At 63.7% G+C, this 17,802-nt stretch carries 16 protein-coding genes; 8 read left to right on the top strand and 8 right to left on the bottom strand.

Annotation, left to right across the window (positions count from 1 at the left end; translation table 11 throughout):
• Positions 1-30 precede the first annotated feature (30 nt).
• Complete coding sequence (locus tag O3300_RS01755) at positions 31-2,226, bottom strand: prolyl oligopeptidase family protein (RefSeq protein WP_289898094.1); 2,196 nt, start codon at positions 2,224-2,226, stop codon at positions 31-33.
• Positions 2,227-2,638: 412 nt separating this feature from the next.
• Between O3300_RS01755 and O3300_RS01750 the strand changes: the two genes are divergently transcribed.
• The gene (locus O3300_RS01750) at positions 2,639-4,426 is read left to right on the top strand and encodes a GGDEF domain-containing protein (protein ID WP_289898418.1); all 1,788 of its coding nucleotides are present in this window, start codon (positions 2,639-2,641) and stop codon (positions 4,424-4,426) included.
• A gap of 44 nt (positions 4,427-4,470) precedes the next feature.
• On the opposite strand, the gene O3300_RS01745 is transcribed toward O3300_RS01750, so the two are convergent.
• From O3300_RS01745 to O3300_RS01725, 5 genes are all read right to left on the bottom strand, one after another.
• Positions 4,471-4,914, bottom strand: coding sequence for a DUF6386 family protein (locus O3300_RS01745; RefSeq protein WP_289898095.1), 444 nt, complete (start codon positions 4,912-4,914; stop codon positions 4,471-4,473).
• Entirely contained in the window at positions 4,911-5,387 is a 477-nt protein-coding gene (locus O3300_RS01740) for a DUF4262 domain-containing protein (RefSeq protein ID WP_251348931.1), read from the bottom strand. The genes O3300_RS01745 and O3300_RS01740 overlap by 4 nt, the downstream gene beginning before the upstream one ends.
• Positions 5,388-5,477: 90 nt before the next feature.
• Positions 5,478-6,875 carry a tetratricopeptide repeat protein gene (locus O3300_RS01735; RefSeq protein ID WP_289898097.1) on the bottom strand — a complete coding sequence of 466 codons (1,398 nt, stop codon included), beginning with the start codon at positions 6,873-6,875 and terminating at the stop codon, positions 5,478-5,480.
• 175 nt (positions 6,876-7,050) lie between these two features.
• Entirely contained in the window at positions 7,051-7,680 is a 630-nt protein-coding gene (locus O3300_RS01730) for a PolC-type DNA polymerase III (RefSeq protein WP_171985014.1), read from the bottom strand.
• A gap of 119 nt (positions 7,681-7,799) precedes the next feature.
• Positions 7,800-9,050 (bottom strand): Hsp70 family protein, encoded by a 1,251-nt coding sequence (locus tag O3300_RS01725; protein ID WP_034781446.1) that lies wholly within the window; start codon positions 9,048-9,050, stop codon positions 7,800-7,802.
• Positions 9,051-9,229: 179 nt separating this feature from the next.
• Here O3300_RS01725 and O3300_RS01720 point away from each other — a divergent pair, with 179 nt between their 5' ends.
• Together O3300_RS01720 and O3300_RS01715 are read left to right on the top strand one after the other, a co-directional pair.
• Positions 9,230-11,332 carry an Ig-like domain-containing protein gene (locus tag O3300_RS01720; RefSeq protein ID WP_305051805.1) on the top strand — a complete coding sequence of 701 codons (2,103 nt, stop codon included), beginning with the start codon at positions 9,230-9,232 and terminating at the stop codon, positions 11,330-11,332.
• A gap of 239 nt (positions 11,333-11,571) precedes the next feature.
• Positions 11,572-12,609 carry a LacI family DNA-binding transcriptional regulator gene (locus tag O3300_RS01715; RefSeq protein WP_257218619.1) on the top strand — a complete coding sequence of 346 codons (1,038 nt, stop codon included), beginning with the start codon at positions 11,572-11,574 and terminating at the stop codon, positions 12,607-12,609.
• 178 nt (positions 12,610-12,787) lie between these two features.
• Here the strand turns inward: O3300_RS01715 and O3300_RS01710 are convergent, their stop codons facing one another.
• Positions 12,788-13,207 (bottom strand): YidB family protein, encoded by a 420-nt coding sequence (locus tag O3300_RS01710; RefSeq protein ID WP_034751100.1) that lies wholly within the window; start codon positions 13,205-13,207, stop codon positions 12,788-12,790.
• Between the two features lie 260 nt (positions 13,208-13,467).
• Here O3300_RS01710 and O3300_RS01705 point away from each other — a divergent pair, with 260 nt between their 5' ends.
• From O3300_RS01705 to O3300_RS01695, 3 genes are all read left to right on the top strand, one after another.
• Entirely contained in the window at positions 13,468-13,680 is a 213-nt protein-coding gene (locus tag O3300_RS01705) for a hypothetical protein (RefSeq protein WP_034751103.1), read from the top strand.
• 109 nt (positions 13,681-13,789) lie between these two features.
• Entirely contained in the window at positions 13,790-14,497 is a 708-nt protein-coding gene (locus O3300_RS01700; RefSeq protein WP_305051804.1) for a hypothetical protein, read from the top strand.
• Between the two features lie 88 nt (positions 14,498-14,585).
• Positions 14,586-15,059, top strand: coding sequence for a DUF6328 family protein (locus tag O3300_RS01695; protein ID WP_305051803.1), 474 nt, complete (start codon positions 14,586-14,588; stop codon positions 15,057-15,059).
• Here O3300_RS01695 and O3300_RS01690 read toward each other — a convergent pair.
• Positions 15,056-15,958 (bottom strand): LysR family transcriptional regulator, encoded by a 903-nt coding sequence (locus O3300_RS01690; protein ID WP_305051802.1) that lies wholly within the window; start codon positions 15,956-15,958, stop codon positions 15,056-15,058. The two genes, O3300_RS01695 and O3300_RS01690, sit on opposite strands and share 4 nt — an antisense overlap.
• A gap of 102 nt (positions 15,959-16,060) precedes the next feature.
• Here O3300_RS01690 and O3300_RS01685 point away from each other — a divergent pair, with 102 nt between their 5' ends.
• Both O3300_RS01685 and O3300_RS01680 read left to right on the top strand, forming a co-directional pair.
• Positions 16,061-17,077: an aldo/keto reductase gene (locus O3300_RS01685; protein ID WP_305051801.1), complete on the top strand. Its 1,017-nt coding sequence runs from the start codon at positions 16,061-16,063 to the stop codon at positions 17,075-17,077.
• A gap of 16 nt (positions 17,078-17,093) precedes the next feature.
• Complete coding sequence (locus O3300_RS01680; protein WP_305051800.1) at positions 17,094-17,510, top strand: SRPBCC family protein; 417 nt, start codon at positions 17,094-17,096, stop codon at positions 17,508-17,510.
• Positions 17,511-17,802: the final 292 nt, after the last annotated feature.

Genomic DNA, 17,802 nt, shown 5'->3' with positions numbered 1-17,802 from the left:
ACCCGCGCTTTTTACCTGAACACTACCTGTTTACTGCGCCGCCACCTTGGCCGGCTCCGCCACTACCGGCGTCATCTTCAGCGAACGGCTGAGGAAGCCCCAGCGATCGGCTACTTCTTCGATCTGCTTGGTCGTCGGCTTGCCGGCGCCGTGGCCGGCCTTGCTGTCGATGCGGATCAGCACGGGCGCCGCGCCGCCTTGCGCTGCCTGGGCAGCGGCGGCGAACTTGAAGCTGTGGGCAGGCACGACGCGGTCGTCGTGGTCGGCCGTCGTGATCATGGTGGCTGGATAGCAACCGCCCGCCTTCAGGTTGTGCAGCGGCGAGTATTTCACCAGCGCCTTGAACTGTTCGGCATCGTCCGACGAACCGTAGTCAGGCACCCAGCCCCAGCCCACGGTGAACTTGTGGAAGCGCAACATGTCAAGCACGCCCACTTGCGGGATCGCCGCGGCGAACAGGTCGGGACGCTGCGTCATGGCCGCGCCCACCAGCAGGCCGCCATTGCTGCCGCCGCCGATGGCCAGCTTCGATGGCGAGGTGACCTTGTTGTCCACCAGCCATTGCGCCGCGCCAATAAAGTCGTCGAACACGTTTTGCTTGTTCAGCTTGGTGCCAGCCTGGTGCCAGGCTTCGCCGTATTCGCCGCCGCCGCGCAGGTTGGCCATCACGTAGACGCCGCCCATTTCCACCCAGGCAAGATTTGCCACGGAGAAGCTCGGTGTCAGCGAAATATTGAAGCCGCCATAGCCGTACAGATAGGTCGGGTTGGAACCGTCGAGCTTCATGCCTTTTTTCGAGACGATGAACATCGGCACCTTGGTGCCGTCGCGGCTGGTGAAGAATTGCTGGCGCGTTTCAAAGGCGTTCGGGTCGAAATCGACCTTCGGCTGGCGGTACACGCTGCTCTTGCCCGATTTCATGTCGTAGCGGTAGATGGTCGCCGGCGTCGTGAAACTGGTAAACGAGTAGAACGTTTCCGTGTCGCCACGCTTGCCCGCAAAGCCGCCGGCCGAACCGATGCCCGGCAAGGCCACTTCGCGCACCAGCTTGCCGTTCAGGTCGACGATCTTGATTTGCGTTTGCGCATCTTTCAAGTAATCGAGCACCAGCTGGTTGTTGATCAGGTTGACGGCAACGAGGGTTTCCGCGCTTTGCGGCACGATTTCCTTCCAGTCGGCAGGCGCAGGCTTGCGCGTGTCGATGGCGATCACGCGCGATTTCGGCGCCTTGTTATCCGTCTTGAAGAAGAACACGGGGCCGTCATTGTCGATGAACGAGTACGATGCATCGAACGCTTCCAGCAAGCCCACCACCTTGGCGTTCTTTTGGCGCAAGTCCTTGTAGAAAATGCGGTTCTTGCGTTCCGTGCCTTGCGTGGCCGTGATGATCAGGTAATTGCCGTCGTCGCTGACGGTGCTGCCGCCAAACGCCCATTCCTTCTGGTCGGGACGGTCGAAGACGAGCACGTCGTCGCTTTGCGGCGTGCCGATTTTATGGAAATACAATTTCTGGAAGTAATTGATATCGGCCAGCTTGGTCGCTTCGTTCGGCGCGTCATAGCGGCTGTAGAAGAAACCGGTGTTGTCCTTGGTCCACGAAGCGCCGGAGAACTTGGCCCACTTGATGTGGTCCGTCAAATCCTTGCCCGATTCGATGTCGCGCACCTTCCACTCGTTCCAGTCGGAACCGGAAGCGGACGTGGCATACGCCAGGTACTTGCCGTTCGGGCTGATCGAGGTGCCGGCCAGCGCCACCGTGCCATCCGTGGACAGGGTGTTCGGGTCCAGCAGCAGGCGCGGCTCGTCCGTCAGTTTTTTCACCGTGTACAGCACGGCCTGGTTCTGCAAGCCGTCATTGCGGCTGTAGAAGTAACGGCCGCCCTGCTTCGTTGGCGTAGAGAAACGCTCATAATTCCACAGCTTGGTCAGGCGCTGCTTGATCGCGGCGCGCTCCGGGATGGTGCCCAGGTACGATTGCGTCAGCTTGTTTTGCGCCGCAACCCATTCGCCTGTCTCGGCGCTGTTGGCATCTTCCAGCCAGCGGTACGGGTCGGCGATGGTGGTGCCGAAATAGCTGTCTTGCTGGTCGACTTTTTTGCTGACCGGATACGTCACGGGTGCGCCATCGCCGGCCGGGCACGATGGCATCGCGGCGCTTTGCGCCAGGGCATTGCCACCGAAGGCGGCCATCAAGCTGAATATGAGGGTTGCACTACGTAATTGCATGGGTTGTTGTCTCATTGTTGGATGTCGAGGAAAGCAGGCCGCCTGCATGCGCGGCGGCTGCCCATGTTGACTTTCGCCAAGAGAAATCATAGCGCGGATTGCCACTTTTAAAGCACAGTTATCCGGTGGATTTACCGTCTTTTGTTTGGGGAATTTACATGAATGGCCATGATAAATCTCGCTTTCGCCGGAATCGGCAAACTGACATTCATGCAAGAAACATTATCAAAAACAAAGTCGTTTCATCAAGCCGTCATAAATCTTCTTTACTATCGGCAACATGTTCATGGCCCGTCCAGAGGCCGTGCCGCCACATCCGCCTATGCACACTCTCGCCCTCCCCACCGCCACCGCCGCGCCGCCCGGCGCGGTGCCATCGAATGTGGCTTACCTGAAGCCACCATCGATATCCATGAGCATCGAAGGGACGGATGCCTTGCATGAGATCATTGCGGGCCGCAAGCTCAGCGCGCTGTTCCAGCCCATCATCCACATGCACAGCGGCGACATCATCGGCTACGAAGGCTTGATACGGGGGCCGTCCGACAGCCCCCTGCATGCGCCGATGAATCTGTTCAAGGTGGCGCGCGCGCATGACCTGACCCTGGAAGTAGAGCACCTGTGCCGGCAAGTGGTGCTCGAACGCTTCGCCGAACTACAGCTGCCGGGCAAGCTGTTTCTCAATGTCAGCCCCGAATGCCTGCTGCTGCGCAATGCCCGCCATGGCGAAACTCTGGAATACATCGAGCATATCGGCATCAATCCGGACCGCGTCATCATCGAACTGACGGAAAACCAGCCTACGTATGACTACGAGCTGATGCGCGAAGCGGTGCTGCATTACCGCAATATGGGTTTCCAGATCGCCATCGACGACCTGGGCGAGGGATTTTCCAGCCTGCGCCTGTGGTCGGAACTGCGCCCGGAATACGTGAAAATCGACATGCATTTCATCCAGGGCATCAATAATGACCCCGTGAAACTGCAGTTCGTGCGCTCGATCCAGGAAATCGCGGAGAAATCGGGCACCCTGGTGATCGCCGAAGGCATCGAAGCGCAGACGGAATTGCTGGTCTTGCGCGACCTGGGCGTGGCGTTCGGACAAGGCTATCACCTGGGCCGGCCCAACGCGGTGCCGGCGCGCGCCCTGCCGGCCGAAGTGGTGCAGGCGCTGGGACGCAACGGCGTGGCCGTGTATCCGCAGCGCAGCAGCCTGGAAAAGAATGGCGCCAGCATCCGCAAGCTGCTGCACCGCGTGGCGGCCGTTTCGCCCGAGAAAAACAATAACGAGGTGTACGATATTTTCCTGAAAGACCCGAAGCTGATGATCATTCCCGTCGTCGACGATGGCGTGCCGCTGGGCCTGATCAGCCGCTTCGAGATGATCGACCACTTCGCCCGTCCCTACCAGCGCGAACTGTATGGCAAGAAATCGTGCAGCCTGTTCATGGATGCCACGCCCCTGATCGCCGACCACGAGACGAGCTTGCAGGAACTCAGCTACACCATGGTGCAATCGAGCGCCCACCATCTGTTCAACGGTTTCATCATTACCGAACACGGCCGCTACCTGGGCATGGGCACGGGACACGACCTGATGCGCGAAATCACGCAGATGCAGATCAACGCGGCCCGCTATGCCAACCCGCTCACGCAACTGCCCGGCAACGTGCCCATCAACGAGCATATCGACCGCCTGCTGCACAGCGGCAGCCGCTTCTGGGTCTGCTATTGCGACCTCGACCACTTCAAGCCTTTCAACGACGTGTACGGCTACCGCAAGGGCGACGACGTGATCCAGCTGACGGGAGAAATCCTCAGCAGCCACTGCGACCCGAACCGCGACTTCATCGGCCACATCGGCGGCGACGATTTCATGATCCTGTTCCAGAGCGAAGACTGGGAAGCGCGCTGCCAGGCCATGCTGGACGACTTCGCGGCCGCCATCCTCGCCTATTACAGCACCAGCGATTGCGAACGGGGCGGCTACATCAGCGAAGACCGGCAAGGCAAGAAAGTGTTTTATTCCCTGATCAGCCTATCCCTGGGCGTCATCAAGGTCGAGGCGCACCAGTATTACACGCACCACCAGATTGCCACGCAGGCGGCGGAAGCGAAGAAGCAGGCGAAGAAAATCCACGGCAACAGCCTGTTCCTGGACCGGCGGCAAGGCGCGGGCGCGGCGCGCCTGGATGCGTAGCCAGAGGCACTAGTCAAAGCTGGACGGCGGCAGGCTGGCCGCACTCAAATACGCACGAGGTCGCCAAACGCATTGCTGCTGCGGGCATCGGGCACGAATGCCAGGCTGATGCGTGCCCCGTCGCGGCGCGCCTGCAAGCGGTAACTGCCCGCGGGCACGTCGACGAACAGGCCGCCATATGCCGTGTCCGGTTCCAGGCCGCCGCCGGTGACGTCCTCCCCGGCGCCGATGAAGACGCGGCCGGAGACCACGGCCAGATGCACGACCACATGCGGCTCGGCAAGTTCGGCGTGCAAGGCGATGTCATACGCGCCGTCGCCGCCGACGTTGAAAAACGCTACCTGCCCCGCGTTCACGGCCGCCAGTTCCGCACTGGGAATACTCCACCAGTCGCAGTCATCTTCCAGCTTGTGGCGCAAGAGGGCCGGGTCGAACACGCACAGGGTGGCCGTGCCCGTCACAATGCTGACGGACGCGCCTGCCGTCATGCCGCCAGCGGCGCCGGTCCCAGCAGCGGCTGGCTTTCCACGTACTGCGCACTGGCTTGCGCCTGCCATGGAAAATGGCCATCGCGCGACGGCCAGACGATCTGGTACACGGTAAACTCGTCACCCTGGTAATACCAGCGCGCATAGCCGACATAGTTGCGGTATTGCTCGACGGGCACGCGCACGAAGGCGCACTGATGGCCCTTCAGCAAGACGTCCGTGGTGGCCGTGAAATCCGTGATGGCGCCGCTGCGCGCGGCGTCCAGCGCCACGTCGAGTATCTGGTGGGCCACGGCCCGCGGCAAGCCCATGATGAGAAATTCGGGCTGGCCAAAGCTGTGGCAGGCGCCTATCGTGAAGGCGTAGCCGGGGCCCTCTTCATCGGCACTGATATGCACGCCATGCCAGCCATGCGTGGCGATGTCGTCGATGACTTTTTGCTCGGATGCATCCTCGCCTGCCTGCCTTACCATGTTCCGCCTTTCACTGTGCCAAAAACCACGCCGCCTTCGCGACATTCCTGCCAGCAATTATCGCACGCAGCCCGCGTCCGCGCCCACGCTTCAGTCGCGCGGTGGCCGTGGCGACCGCGGCGGGGAACGCACCTGGTGCCATTGCCGCATGCGCTGCTGCGCCTCTTGCAGCTGTGCCGGCTCCAGCCTGGCGGCAGCCGCTTCCCGCGCCCGGGCCGCCCCGCTATCGCCGCCCTCGGCCGCCAGCGCCAGCCACATATAGCCGCAAACGGGATCCTTCTCCACGCCGCGCCCGCTGTTGTACATGCCGCCCAGGTTGTACTGCGCCAGCGCATGGCCCTGGCCGGCCGCGCGCGCATACCATTGCACGGCCAGGCCATCGTCTTGCGGCACGCCGTGACCGCTTGCATACATGACGCCCAGGTTGTTTTGCGCGCTGGCATCGCCCTGCTCGGCCGCCGTGCGGTACCAGCGCACGGCGCACACCTCGTCGCGCTCCACGCCCTGGCCATTCGCATACATCACGCCCAGGTTGAACTGCGCATTCGACGCGCCCTGGGCCGCCGCCCTGGCATACCAGTCCAGCGCCTGGCGCAGGTCGCGCGCGACGCCCCGCCCGCCTGCAAACATGCCGCCCAGATTGTATTGCGCCATGCAGTGACCTTGCAGGGCGGCACGCCGGTACCAGACGACGGCGCGCGCCTCGTCCTTGTCCACGCCCTGCCCCCGCGCCAGCATCAGGCCCAGGTTGAACTGGGCGTCGGCGTCATCCTGCTCGGCCGCCCGCTGCAGCCAGGCGTAGGCGCGCAGCTGATCGGGCGCCACGCCCAGGCCTTCCGCATACGCCACGCCAAGTTGCCGCTGCGCCACGGCCAGGCCCTGGGCGGCGGCCTGGCGGAACCAGGCCAGCGCCTGCGTATCGCTTTGCGCCACGCCCTGGCCCCGCTTGTAGACGAGCCCCAGGTTCAGCTGCGCCTGCGCATCGCCCTGCAAGGCTGCCTTGCGGAACCACGCCAGGGCCAGCGCATCGTTCTTTTTCGCGCCCAGGCCTTGCGCATAGGCTTCGCCCAGCAAGGATTGCGCGCTGGCCACGCCCTGTTCGGAGGCGCGGTAAAACCATGCCAGGGCCAGTTCATCGCTCTGCAGCACGCCCCGTCCCTTGCGGTACATCTGTCCCAGGTTTTGCTGGGCCGACGCATCGCCCTGCGCAGCCGCGCGGCGAAACCACAGCACGGCGTCCTCGTCGCTCTGCGCCACGCCACGGCCGTGGTAATACAGGGCGCCCAGGTGGTTTTGCGCGAACGCCAGCCCTTGCAGCGCGGCCAGCCGTAGCCAGACAAAGGCGCGCGCATCGTCCTGCGCCACGCCTTCGCCCTTCTTGTACATCAATCCCAGATTGAACTGGGCGTAGGCATTGCCCTGCTCGGCAGCCGTGCGGAACCAGATATACGCCTCGTGGCTATCTCTGGCAGTATGGTGCTTGTCCATGTGCGCCCCCATCCACATTGCGCTTGCTGGCAGCACGCGCAAAACGGCGGCCCAGGGCGGCGAAATCATGTGTTGCTTAAATTTTAAATTCGATGCGGGGGAAGGACTTGAGCAGGCTCAAACGAAATAACAAAATTATATCGTTTTGATGAGCCCGCTTAGGCAGGCATGGCGCTCAGCGGCGGGATGGGTGTTTTTGCAGGAATTGCGGTACCTTGGCGGCGGCCAGCTTGTTCAGCGACACGAGCAAATCCGCGTCGACGTCAGCGATGCCATAGCTGCTGCGCAAATGGCGGCCGATGTGGATCAGCACTTGTGCCGCCACTTCCGCATCGGACTCGGCCCTGTGGGCGGCGCTCTTGAAGGCGATGCCCAGCTGGCTGGACAGCAAGCCCAGCTTGTAGCTGGCCATGCCGGGAAACACGCGGCGCGACAGTTTCAATGAACACACGAGCGACTGGTGCGCCGGTGTCAGGTTCAGCCTGGCACTTTCCGCGCGCAGGAATTTTTCATCGAAGCTGGCATTGTGCGCCGACAAGGCATCGCTGCCGATGAAGTCGAGCAGCTGCGGCACCACCTCGGCCACGGGCGGCGCCTTGTCCACCATCGCTTGCGTGATGCCCGTCAAGCCCGTGATGAACGAGGGGATGCGCGCATTGCAGTTGATCAGGGTCACATAGCGGTCCGTGATCTGCCCGCCCTCGATGCGCAGCGCCGCCACTTCCGTGATGCGGTCGCCCATGTCGGGAGATAAACCGGTCGTCTCGAAGTCGATCATGACGATCGGTTTGTCAAACACATTCATGGGGCGTTCTTTCGTGGGTGCAACAGTGGGGGTATCGATAAAATGCGCAGGGCAAGGCGCCGTGTCGCAGACAGTACACCAGTACGGCAAGACGCGGCAACGCCGCCATGCACATTTTATCAACCAAATTTACGCACGGCGTCCAGCGCGAGTCCCGCACCGATACTGCCGAACAGATCACCCTCGACCTTGCGCGCGGCCGGCACCAGGGCGGCGATCTTTTCGCGCAGCAAGCGCACGCCGCTCGAACCGCCCGTGAAGAACACGGTGTCGACGGCTTCCGGCGCCACGCCCGCGTCGCGCAGCAGACGCAGCACGGTTTCTTCCACGGAACCGCACAGGTGGCCGATGGCCTCGTCGAACTGCGTGCGTTTGAGCAACAGACTCTGCGCGGGCGACAGGCGGTCCAGTTCCAGCTGCACTTCGGCTGCGTCGGACAGGGCAATCTTGCCCTCTTCCACTTTCATGGCCAGCCAGTGGCCGGCGCGCTCGTCGATCAGCTTTTGCAAACGGCCCATCTTGTCTTGCTCACGTGCATCGCGGCACACGTCGGCCAGCTGCACCCAGATCTTCTTCGTGTACGCCAGGTTGATCGTGTGCCAGGTCGCCAGGTTGAAATAATAGCTGGACGGCACTTCGCTATTGTTATGCAGGCGGCTGCCGTAGCCCAGCAAGGGCATGACGGAAGACAGGCTCAGATATTTATCGAAATCCGTGCCGCCGATGTGCACGCCGCCGGTGGCGAGGATGTCGTCGCGCCGCTCGGTTTTCTTCGCCCGTTCCGGCGACAGGCGCACCAGCGAAAAGTCGGACGTACCGCCACCGATGTCGGCGATCAGTACCAGTTCTTCCTTGTCGATTTGCGACTCGTAGTCGAACGCGGCGGCAATCGGCTCGAACTGGAAGGCGACGTCCTTGAAACCGACGGAGCGCGCCACTTCGGCCAGCGTGTCTTGCGCCAGCTGGTCGGCTTGCGCATTGTCGTCGATGAAGAAGACGGGACGGCCGAACACGGCGGACGAGAATTCGCGGCCGGCGGACTGCTCGGCGCGGCGTTTCACTTCGCCAATGAATTGCGCCAGCAACATGCGAAATGGCAAGGCGCGGCCACCCACTTCCGTCTGGCCATCGATGAGGCTCGTGCCCAGCAAGCTTTTCAGCGAGCGCATCAAGCGCCCCTCGTAACCGGCCAGATAGCCGGCCAGCGCCGCGCGGCCAAAACTGACTTCCTCGTCTTCCGCATTGAAGAAGACGACGGACGGTAAGGTCGTCTTGCCATCTTCCAGGCCGAGCATGGTGCTCTGCCCGGGACGTGCCCAGCCTACCGTGGAATTTGACGTGCCGAAATCGACGCCGCAAGCATTGGCCATGTCGACCCTTCCCTGAATAAAGGGGCGTTATGTTATCAGAAGGCAGGCTATTGCACCAGCAAAACCCGTTCGACGGGGTCAACAGCATAAGCTTGCTTTGCATCAAGTAGCGGCCGCGCGCAAAAGCTACTCTTGGGAAATGAATGCCGAGCAACTCGGCCAGCTCCCGGAGACCCATCGTGCCCCTCGCCCGCCTGCGCCACCCACGCCACCTGCCCGCCGCTTTGCTGCCTGCTACCTTGCTGGCGGCCTTCCTCGTTTCCCTGGCCGGCTGCGGCGGCGGTTCGGCCGATACCCAGGCTGGCGCCGGCTGCTCGCTGCACAGCACGGCAGGCTGCGGCGGCAGCCCGCTGCCCACCGTGCCGCCCGTGAAGCCGCCGGTCACCCCGCCCGTGACGCCCCCCGTGATTCCTCCCGTCACGCCGCCCGAGCCGGCCAGCCTGGCCAGCGCCGTCAACCTGGTGTTTTCCAGCACGGAACTGGCCTCGGCGGGATTGGCCGGCAGCGAAGTGGCCGTCACCGCCCTCGTCAAGGATGGCGCCAACCTCGCCTTGCCAAACGCAAAGATTTCCTTTGCCGCCGATTCCGGCATCCTCGGCAGCGTCGACGCCGTGACGGACAAGAATGGCCAGGCGCGCGCCCTGCTGGGGACCGGCGGCGCCAACAGCAACCGCAGCATCACCGTGACGGCGACTGTCGGCGCGCGCAGCGGCAAGGGCACGGTGGCCGTGACGGGCAGCAGCGTGGAAGTGCTGGGGCCTGCCGCCCTGATGCTGGGCCAGGGCGCCGACCTCACCGTCACCGTGCGCGACTCGGCGCGCAAACCCGTGGCCGGCGCCGCCATCGCCTACAGCACGGGCGCCGGCAACGGCGTGCGCGTCAAGGATGGGGGCGCGGCGCTCAGCAATGCGCAAGGCCAGCTGGTGCTGCGCCTGACCGCTGGCAGCCTGGGCAAGGATGCCGTGTCCGTCAGCGCGCTGGGCGCCGCCGCCACGCAAGCGTATGCCGTGGCCGGCAGCGACCTGCGCCTGAGTCCGGCCGTGGGCCAGGACGCCAGCGGCGCGGACGTGCTGCCGGAAGTGGCGACCCTGGCGTGCCAGCCCATCGACGCGCGCTATGACAAGGCGGGCGTGCCGCAAGCGGGCAGCGCCAGCCTGTCGACCTCGCGCGGCAGCCTGTTCAGCGACAGCGCCTGCAGCCAGGCCTTGCCTGCCAGTTTGATTTTTAGCAATGGCAACTTGCCGCGCAGCTATGTGCAATCGGCCAACGCGGGCGTGGCCACCCTCACGGCCGCCGTGGCGGGCGGCCCCTCGGCGCAGACGCGGCTGGAATTCGTCGCGCCCCTGAGCGGCGCCAGCAAGCTGGCCGTGCAAGCGGACCCTGCAGTGCTGCGCGCGAATACGACCACTTCGGCGGCATCGGCCGACAACGTCAGCACAAGTATCAGCACAATCAGCGCCGTGGTGCGCGATGGCGCGGCCAACAACCTGGTCAAGAACGCGCCCGTGCTGTTTTCCATCTTGAGCGACCCCAGCGGCGGCTACCTGCGGCAGGCGGGCCGGGTGCTGACGGGCAGCGATGGCCTGGCGCGCGCCGTGTTTGTGGCGGGGCCAGCCGACAGCGGCCGCGACGGCGTGCTGATCCAGGCCCGCATCGAAGGCGCGCCGCAAGCGGCGGCCACGGCCCTCGTGCGCCTGACGGTGGCGCGGCAAGCGCTGTCGATCAAGCTGGGCACGGGCAGCCTGCTGCGCGAATATTCACCCAGCGTGCTGCAGAAGGACTTTGCCGTGTTCGTGTCCGACAGCGCCGGCAATGCCGTGCCGGGCGTCGCCATCACGGCCGCCGCCTGGCCCAGCCGCTATGCCAAGGGATCTTACGTGTGGCAGGCGGACAAGCCCGAGTTCCCCGACACAGGCGTCTGGCGCCTGGCCCTGCCCCTCTACAGCTGCGCCAATGAAGACGTCTTGCGCAACGGCATCTTTGACGCCGCCTACGACCGCAACGGCAATGGCGTGCTCGATCCGGGCATCCCCCTGACCGTCAGCGCCAGCGGCCTGAGCGACGCGCTGGGCATGGCCACCGTCACCGTCAGCTATCCGCGCAATTTTGGTTCCTGGGTGCACGTGGCGCTGACCGTGCGCGGCACCGTCAGCGGCACGGAAGCGAGCGCCACGGCGGAATGGCCATTACCCACGCTGGCCAGCGATTTCAGCGCGCGCCGCGTGGACCCGCCGGGACGCCTCAGCCCCTATGGCAGCGGGCCCTGCGACAGCGCCGATTGAGGAGCAAGCATACCACTTGCCATTCAGTCATATTTTTTGCAACATGAACAAGAAAACAGTCTTGCCATGCGGCAATCTTTTACGCTATGCTCATTCTGCCCGCCCAGGCCGCCACAAGCGGCCGGGCCTGCAGGAATACTTTGAGACAGGTTGCTTGCCAGACCAATATGCGAAAAAAGAATACTGTAGCCCGGACACCCAGCACCGCCAGCCGCGCCATACCCGGCGCCGGACGGCGCGTGACCTCGTATGACGTGGCCTTGCTGGCCGGCGTGTCGCAATCGGCCGTGTCGCGCTGCTTCAAGCCGGGCGCCAGCATCTCGCAAGCCACCCACGCCAAGGTCATGCAGGCAGCCATCAGCCTCGACTACATCCCCAACGCGGCCGCGCGCAGCCTGATCACGCGCCGCTCGAACCTGGTGGCCGTCATCATTTCCAATCTGGCCAATCTGTACTATCCGCAAGTATTGTCCGACCTGAGCCAGCACATCGCCCGCCAGGGCAAGCGCCTGTTATTGTTTACCCTGGAGCGCGAAGCGGACATCGGCAAGGCCCTCAGCGATGTCTGGCAATACCAGGTCGACGGCGCCGTCGTGGCCGCCTGCCTGTCGGACGAGCAGATGGCCGAATTCGGCCGGCGCGACGTGCCCCTGGTGCTGTTCAACCGCAGCCCGCGCGAACACGCCGTGCATGCCGTGCTGTGCGACCAGGGCGAAGCGGCGCGCCTGCTCGTCTCGCGCCTGGCCGAAGCGGGCCACCGCCAGTTCGCCATCATCGACGGCCCCGGCGATTCGGCCGTCGCGCAGGAACGCAAGGCCGGCATGCTGGACCGCTTGCTGACCCTGGGCTTGCCCGCGCCCATCGTCGTCAGCGGCAACTACGACTACGCCAGCGGCGGACGGGGCTTGCGCAAGGTCATCGACCGCCTGGGCCGCGTGCCGGACGCCGTCATTTGCGGCAACGACATCATGGCCATCGGCTGCCTGGACACGGCGCGCCACCAGATGGGCATCCAGGTGCCGCTGCAAATGTCGGTGGCCGGCTTCGACGCGCTGGAAGCGTCCGGCTGGCTCAGCTACGACATCACCACCCTGCGCCAGCCCGTGCAAAAGATGGCCGCCGATGCCGTCGCCATGCTGGGCGAACTGATGGAACGGCGCGGCGGCAGCGCCGAGCGGAGACGGTATTGCTCGTATCTGGTGGAAGGGAGTACGGCCAGACTGACCAGCGAACCGGCGTATATGGCGCAGCGCCTGGGAATAATGGCCGCCGCCTGAAAAACGCCCGTGGCGTTGTTGCCGGGGTTACTCTTGTCCTTCGCCGTACTCGCGTACTGTCTTCGGGGCGGCGCCTAGCCACAGGCGTTTTTCCGACGTTAACTCTGATCCCCCAGAAACCTTGCACATAAAAAAACCTCGCATCGCTGCGAGGTTTTTCACTTGCAAGACCAGGGAATCAACCGAAGATCTTGCCCTTGAGCATATTCAAGCCCTGGCTGACGAGGTCGTTGCCTTCCGGCACCTGACCGTCCGGGGTCAGCTTGTCGATCAGCTGGGGCAGCAAGGCTGCCAGGCCGCCCGAGGCCGCGTCCGGGGCGACGCCAGCTTTTTCAGCGATCTGGGTGATCGTGTCGCTGCCCAGCGCATCCTTGATCTGTTCGCCGGAGACGGGCGCATTGGCGCCCGTGCCGATCCAGCTGGCCACCTGGTCGCCCAGGCCGCTTTCCTGGAATTTCTGCAGCAGGCCGGGCAAGCCGCCGTGCTGGTTGACCAGATCCATCACGCTGGCCATCAATCCCGATGGGGCTTCCCCGTCAGCACTTTTATTGCCCAAAGCGCTCATCGCCTGTCCTGCAAGTTGATCTAGCAAACTCATCGTATTCTCCTGAACGCTATCGATTGGTGCCGCGTGACCGCGGTGTCCGGCATGGCGCAGACCATTCTCCGCCATGGAAATCATTATACTATGAATAATAATAGTGACATAATTACAATATCAAGACGAACGCACAGACTACCTCACTGTCGAGGCGCCCACCTCCATCATATTTAGTTCGGCACAACTTGCAAGCGTAAATTGACGGTTCTCAAAAACGTGTAGAATTAATTTTCCCACTTACTGAGGAGTATCAACACATGAACATCAATAAAGCGGTAGACAAGGCTTACGAAAAAAAGACGTTCAAGGAAATCGCTGATGCACCCGTCGATGCGTTGCAAGGTGTGAGCGAGAAGGATGCGGAGCTGCTCAAGCAGGCATTCAATATCAAGACCGTGCGCGACCTGGCAAACCTGAAATACTCGAAGTGGGCGCGCGCCATCGTCACCCTGGCCGATACAGAAGAATAGACCGGGCCATGCCTCAGGCATCCCCGTCAGCACAGCCCGCCCCAACCGGCGGGTTTTTTGCTTCAGGCCGGCGGGCGGCTGGCAAGCCGATAGCCGCGCGGAGGCGCCATTGGCCACGCCGCTGACCCTGCCCGGCATCTGCTGGCCCCTGCACGCGAGCACGGGCCATCTTGCCGTCACCACGTCCCACATCACGGGCCACTTTCGGGCCGGCGCGGGACTGGACGCCATCATCGTGTGCGATTTGCTGCCCGCTGGAAAATTTCGCAATGGCGCGGTACGCCAATGGTGCCGCACGCACCAGTGCTACTGGGGCACGCAAGCCGACCTGGCCGCTTGCCCATCCGCGCAACCCATGCAATGCCGCCAGCACGCCCGCCCCATGGGCTATGTGCTGTATCCGGAATTGTTCGACCCCACGCAATTCCACGCCAGCACCCTGCGCCTGGGCAATGATGGCCTGCTGCAACTGCGCGCCCGGGCCAATGACGGCGGCGCTCTGTTCAGCCGCGACCTGCCAGCCCTGACCATCGACTGCCGCGCCCTGCCCAGCCTGTTTCCTCCCGACATAGTGCAACTGAATATCACGCCGCCCGCCGCGCAGGCGTTCGCCGCCGCCTTGCAGGCTGGCGCGCCGCTGGGCTGCAGCGACTGCGCCCGCTGCGGCCACCCGCACCTGGACCTGAGCGACTTCGCGCTGGCGCCGCACCGGCGCCACAGTTGCGGCCATTGCGGCCACGACGCCTCGCACAGCGCCACGGCCATCGTCTCGACGCCCTTGTGGCGGCTGCGCCAACGCTACCCGCACTGGTTCTGACGCAATGCGTCCGAAGGTGCGCCCGCCCACAGTCGGCCCGGCCGCCTGTGCGTAGACTGGCCCCATCGCCACCAACAGGAATAGCGCCATGCCGCACACCCCGCCACATGACGACAATAATCAAGCAGGCGAGGAAGGCGACTTGTCCGACCTGCTCAGCGAATTGCGCATCCTCTTGCCGGGCGCGCAGATGCTGACGGCCTTCCTCATCATCCTGCCCTTCAACGGCGGCTTCGCGAAGATCGTGCAGGCGGAAAAAATCGTCTTCCTGCTGACGTTTTTCCTGTCCATGACCAGCCTGGTGCTGCTCAGCGCGCCAGCCATCCAGCACCGCGTGATGCGCCCCCTGCAAGACCGCGAACGCTTCAAGCGCGTGGCCGACCGCATCATGATGTGCGGCGCCTTTTCCCTGGCGCTGGCGTTCATCCTCGGCACCAATCTGGTGATGTCGGAAGTGTTCGGCCACGTCGCAGGCATCGTCGCCTGCGTGCTGATGGGCACGCTCATCATTTGCATGTGGTGGTGGCTGCCCTTGCACTTGAAGCACGGCAAAAAGATTTAAGCGGCCACGCCCGCCTGCTGCAGCAAGGTTTCCCGGAAAATCCCCACCAGCGGACGCAAATTGACCTTGTGCCAGGCCAGCCACAATGGCGTGCGGTAGCTGAACCACGGCAATTCCCTCACGACGACGCCGGCCGGCGCGTGCTGGCGCAGGCTGTGCTGGATCATGGCCATGCCCAGTCCGGCCGCCACCAGGCCCAGCGCCGTCAGCGGTTCCGTTGCTTCCATGCGGATGTCGGGCGTAAAACCGGCGCGCGCGCAGGCGGCGATGAAGTTATCGTGTTTCAGCACGCTTTCCTTGTGCAGCACGGCGATCCACTCCTGGCCCGCCAGGTCGTCCGGGGTCAGCTGGGCCTTGGCCGCCAGCGGATGCGTCGCGGGCAAGGCCAGCAGCATGGGGTCGCTCAGCACTTGCGCGCAATCGAGGTCCGCGTCGTTCGGCAGCGGCGGCTCGCACAGCAGCGCGATATCGAGGCTGCGCTGGCGCAAGCCCTCGATCTGCTCGGCCGAATGCAGGTTGTACAGGGCCACGTGCACTTGCGGCCGCGTGGCGCGCAAGGCGCGCAGCCCCTCCGGCAAGACGCCCGCATGCATGGCGTTCTCGATGTAGCCTATGCACAGGCCGCCCTCGTCGCCGCGCCCCAGGCGTTTCGCCAGCGCTTCCAGGCGGTTCCCGTGGGTAATGAACGCGCGCGCTTCGGCCAGGAAGGTGTGGCCGTCGCGCGTCAGGCGGATGCGCTGGGCGCTGCGCTCGAACAGGGTCAGGCCCAGCCGATCTTCGAGCTGGGCGATCTGCCGGCTCAGCGGCGACTGGGAAATATGCAGGCGCTCGGCGGCCCGCCCCACGTGTTCTTCCTCGGCGACGGCGATGAAGTATTGCAATTGGCGTATGTCCAGCATGTCAGACCTTTCAGGACTCAAGTTGGGCCAATTATGTCTTGGACAGGCTTAACTTGTCCAGCTATTCTGTCTGCACTGACTCACTCATTGAAGGAAAACAGCATGACAATCAAACACTTACTGACAGGCAAACTGGGTTTCGGCACGGCGCCGCTGGGCAATATGTTCCGCAACATTCCGGAACAGGAAGCGCTGGCGACCGTCGACGCGGCCTGGGAATCGGGCATCCGCTACTTCGACACGGCCCCGTTCTACGGCGCCGGCCTGGCCGAGCTGCGCCTGGGCGCCGCCCTGAAGCAGCGCCACCGCGACGATTACGTGCTGAGCACCAAGGTCGGCCGGATGATCCTCGACGAACTGGAAGACCCCGCCACCCGCGAACTGGGCGAAAAAGGGGGATTGTTCGAATTTGGCCGCAAGAACAAGATCGTCGATGACTACTCGGCCGACGCCACCCTGCGTTCGATCGAAGACAGTTTGAAACGCCTGGATACGGACCGCCTCGATATCGTCTGGGTGCACGACATCGCCCAGGATTTCCACGGCGACAACTGGCTGGCGCAATTCGAGATTGCCCGCACGGGCGCCTTCCGCGTGCTGACCCGCTTGCGCGAAGAAGGCGTCATCAAGGCCTGGGGCGTGGGCGTCAACAAGGTGGAACCGCTGGAACTGACCCTGGACCTGGCCGAAGCCCAGCCGGACGCCTTCTTGCTGGCCGGCCGCTACACCCTGCTCGACCATGAACGTGCGCTGCAGCGCCTGATGCCGGCCGCGGCAAAACAGAACGTCGACATCGTCGTGGGCGGCCCCTACAGTTCAGGCATCCTGGCCGGCGGCGCGCACTTCGAATACCAGAAGGCTTCGCCCGAAATCATTGCCAAAGTAGAACGCATCAAGGCAATTGCCGCGCGCCACGGCGTCAGCGTCAAGGCTGCCGCCCTGCAATTTTCCTTGGCCAATCCGGCCGTGGCTGCCGTGATTCCCGGCGCCAGCCGTCCGGAACGCCTGGCCGAAGACCAGCAAGCGTTACACGCCGTCATCCCCGCCGCCTTCTGGCACGACATGCGCGCCGAGCAACTCGTGTCGCCGTTCGCCCCGCTGCCAACCGGCGCCAACTAATAGATAAGGAATACATATGGCACACACCACCACCTCGATCGACATCGCCGCCACGCCGGCGCAAGTATGGCAACTGATCGGCGGCTTCAATGCCCTGCCCGACTGGCTGCCCTATATTCCCAGCAGCACCTTGAGCGCAGGGGGCCGCATCCGCCACCTGACCAACCCGGCCGGCGACGTCATCGTCGAGCAGCTGGAAGCGTACGACAACACGGCGCGCAGCTACAGCTATTCCATCCTGCAGGCGCCGTTTCCCGCCGCCGATTACCTGTCGACCCTGAAAGTGGAACCACTTGCCGGCAGCGACGGCGCGCGGGTCACCTGGTCGGGCCGCTTCACGCCCGTGGGCGTGAGCGAGCAGGAAGTGACGGACCTGTTCCACGGCATTTATGTGGCGGGACTGGAAGCGCTGCAGCAATCGTTAGCGAAGTAATACGCAAGGAAGACCATTTCCGCCACAGCCAGGCTTTCTTCGCTCACCCTGTGGCGGAATCGCGCTGATTCCGTGTTATCGTTAACAATAAGAGCAAACGCTGTTGTGTGCAGTGCAGCAGATTTTAGCCGGCGCCCTGCAGAGCTTGCCCGAATCTCTTACAATGTTGTCTTTGGGCAGCTCTTCTAGCCCGAAAATACCGGCCATCCGTCGACTCTGGTGGCGCATTGCCACCTCCGGCTGGGCCACTGCGCGCCCCTCCGCCCTGTCATTCTTTACCCAACTAACAAGA

The organism is Janthinobacterium sp. SUN206 (assembly GCF_030587305.1).
In the GTDB taxonomy this organism is placed as follows: Bacteria; Pseudomonadota; Gammaproteobacteria; order Burkholderiales; family Burkholderiaceae_D; genus Janthinobacterium; species Janthinobacterium kumbetense.
Note: the sequence above shows the minus strand (reverse complement) of the source record. Positions and strands in the feature narration are given on the sequence as shown.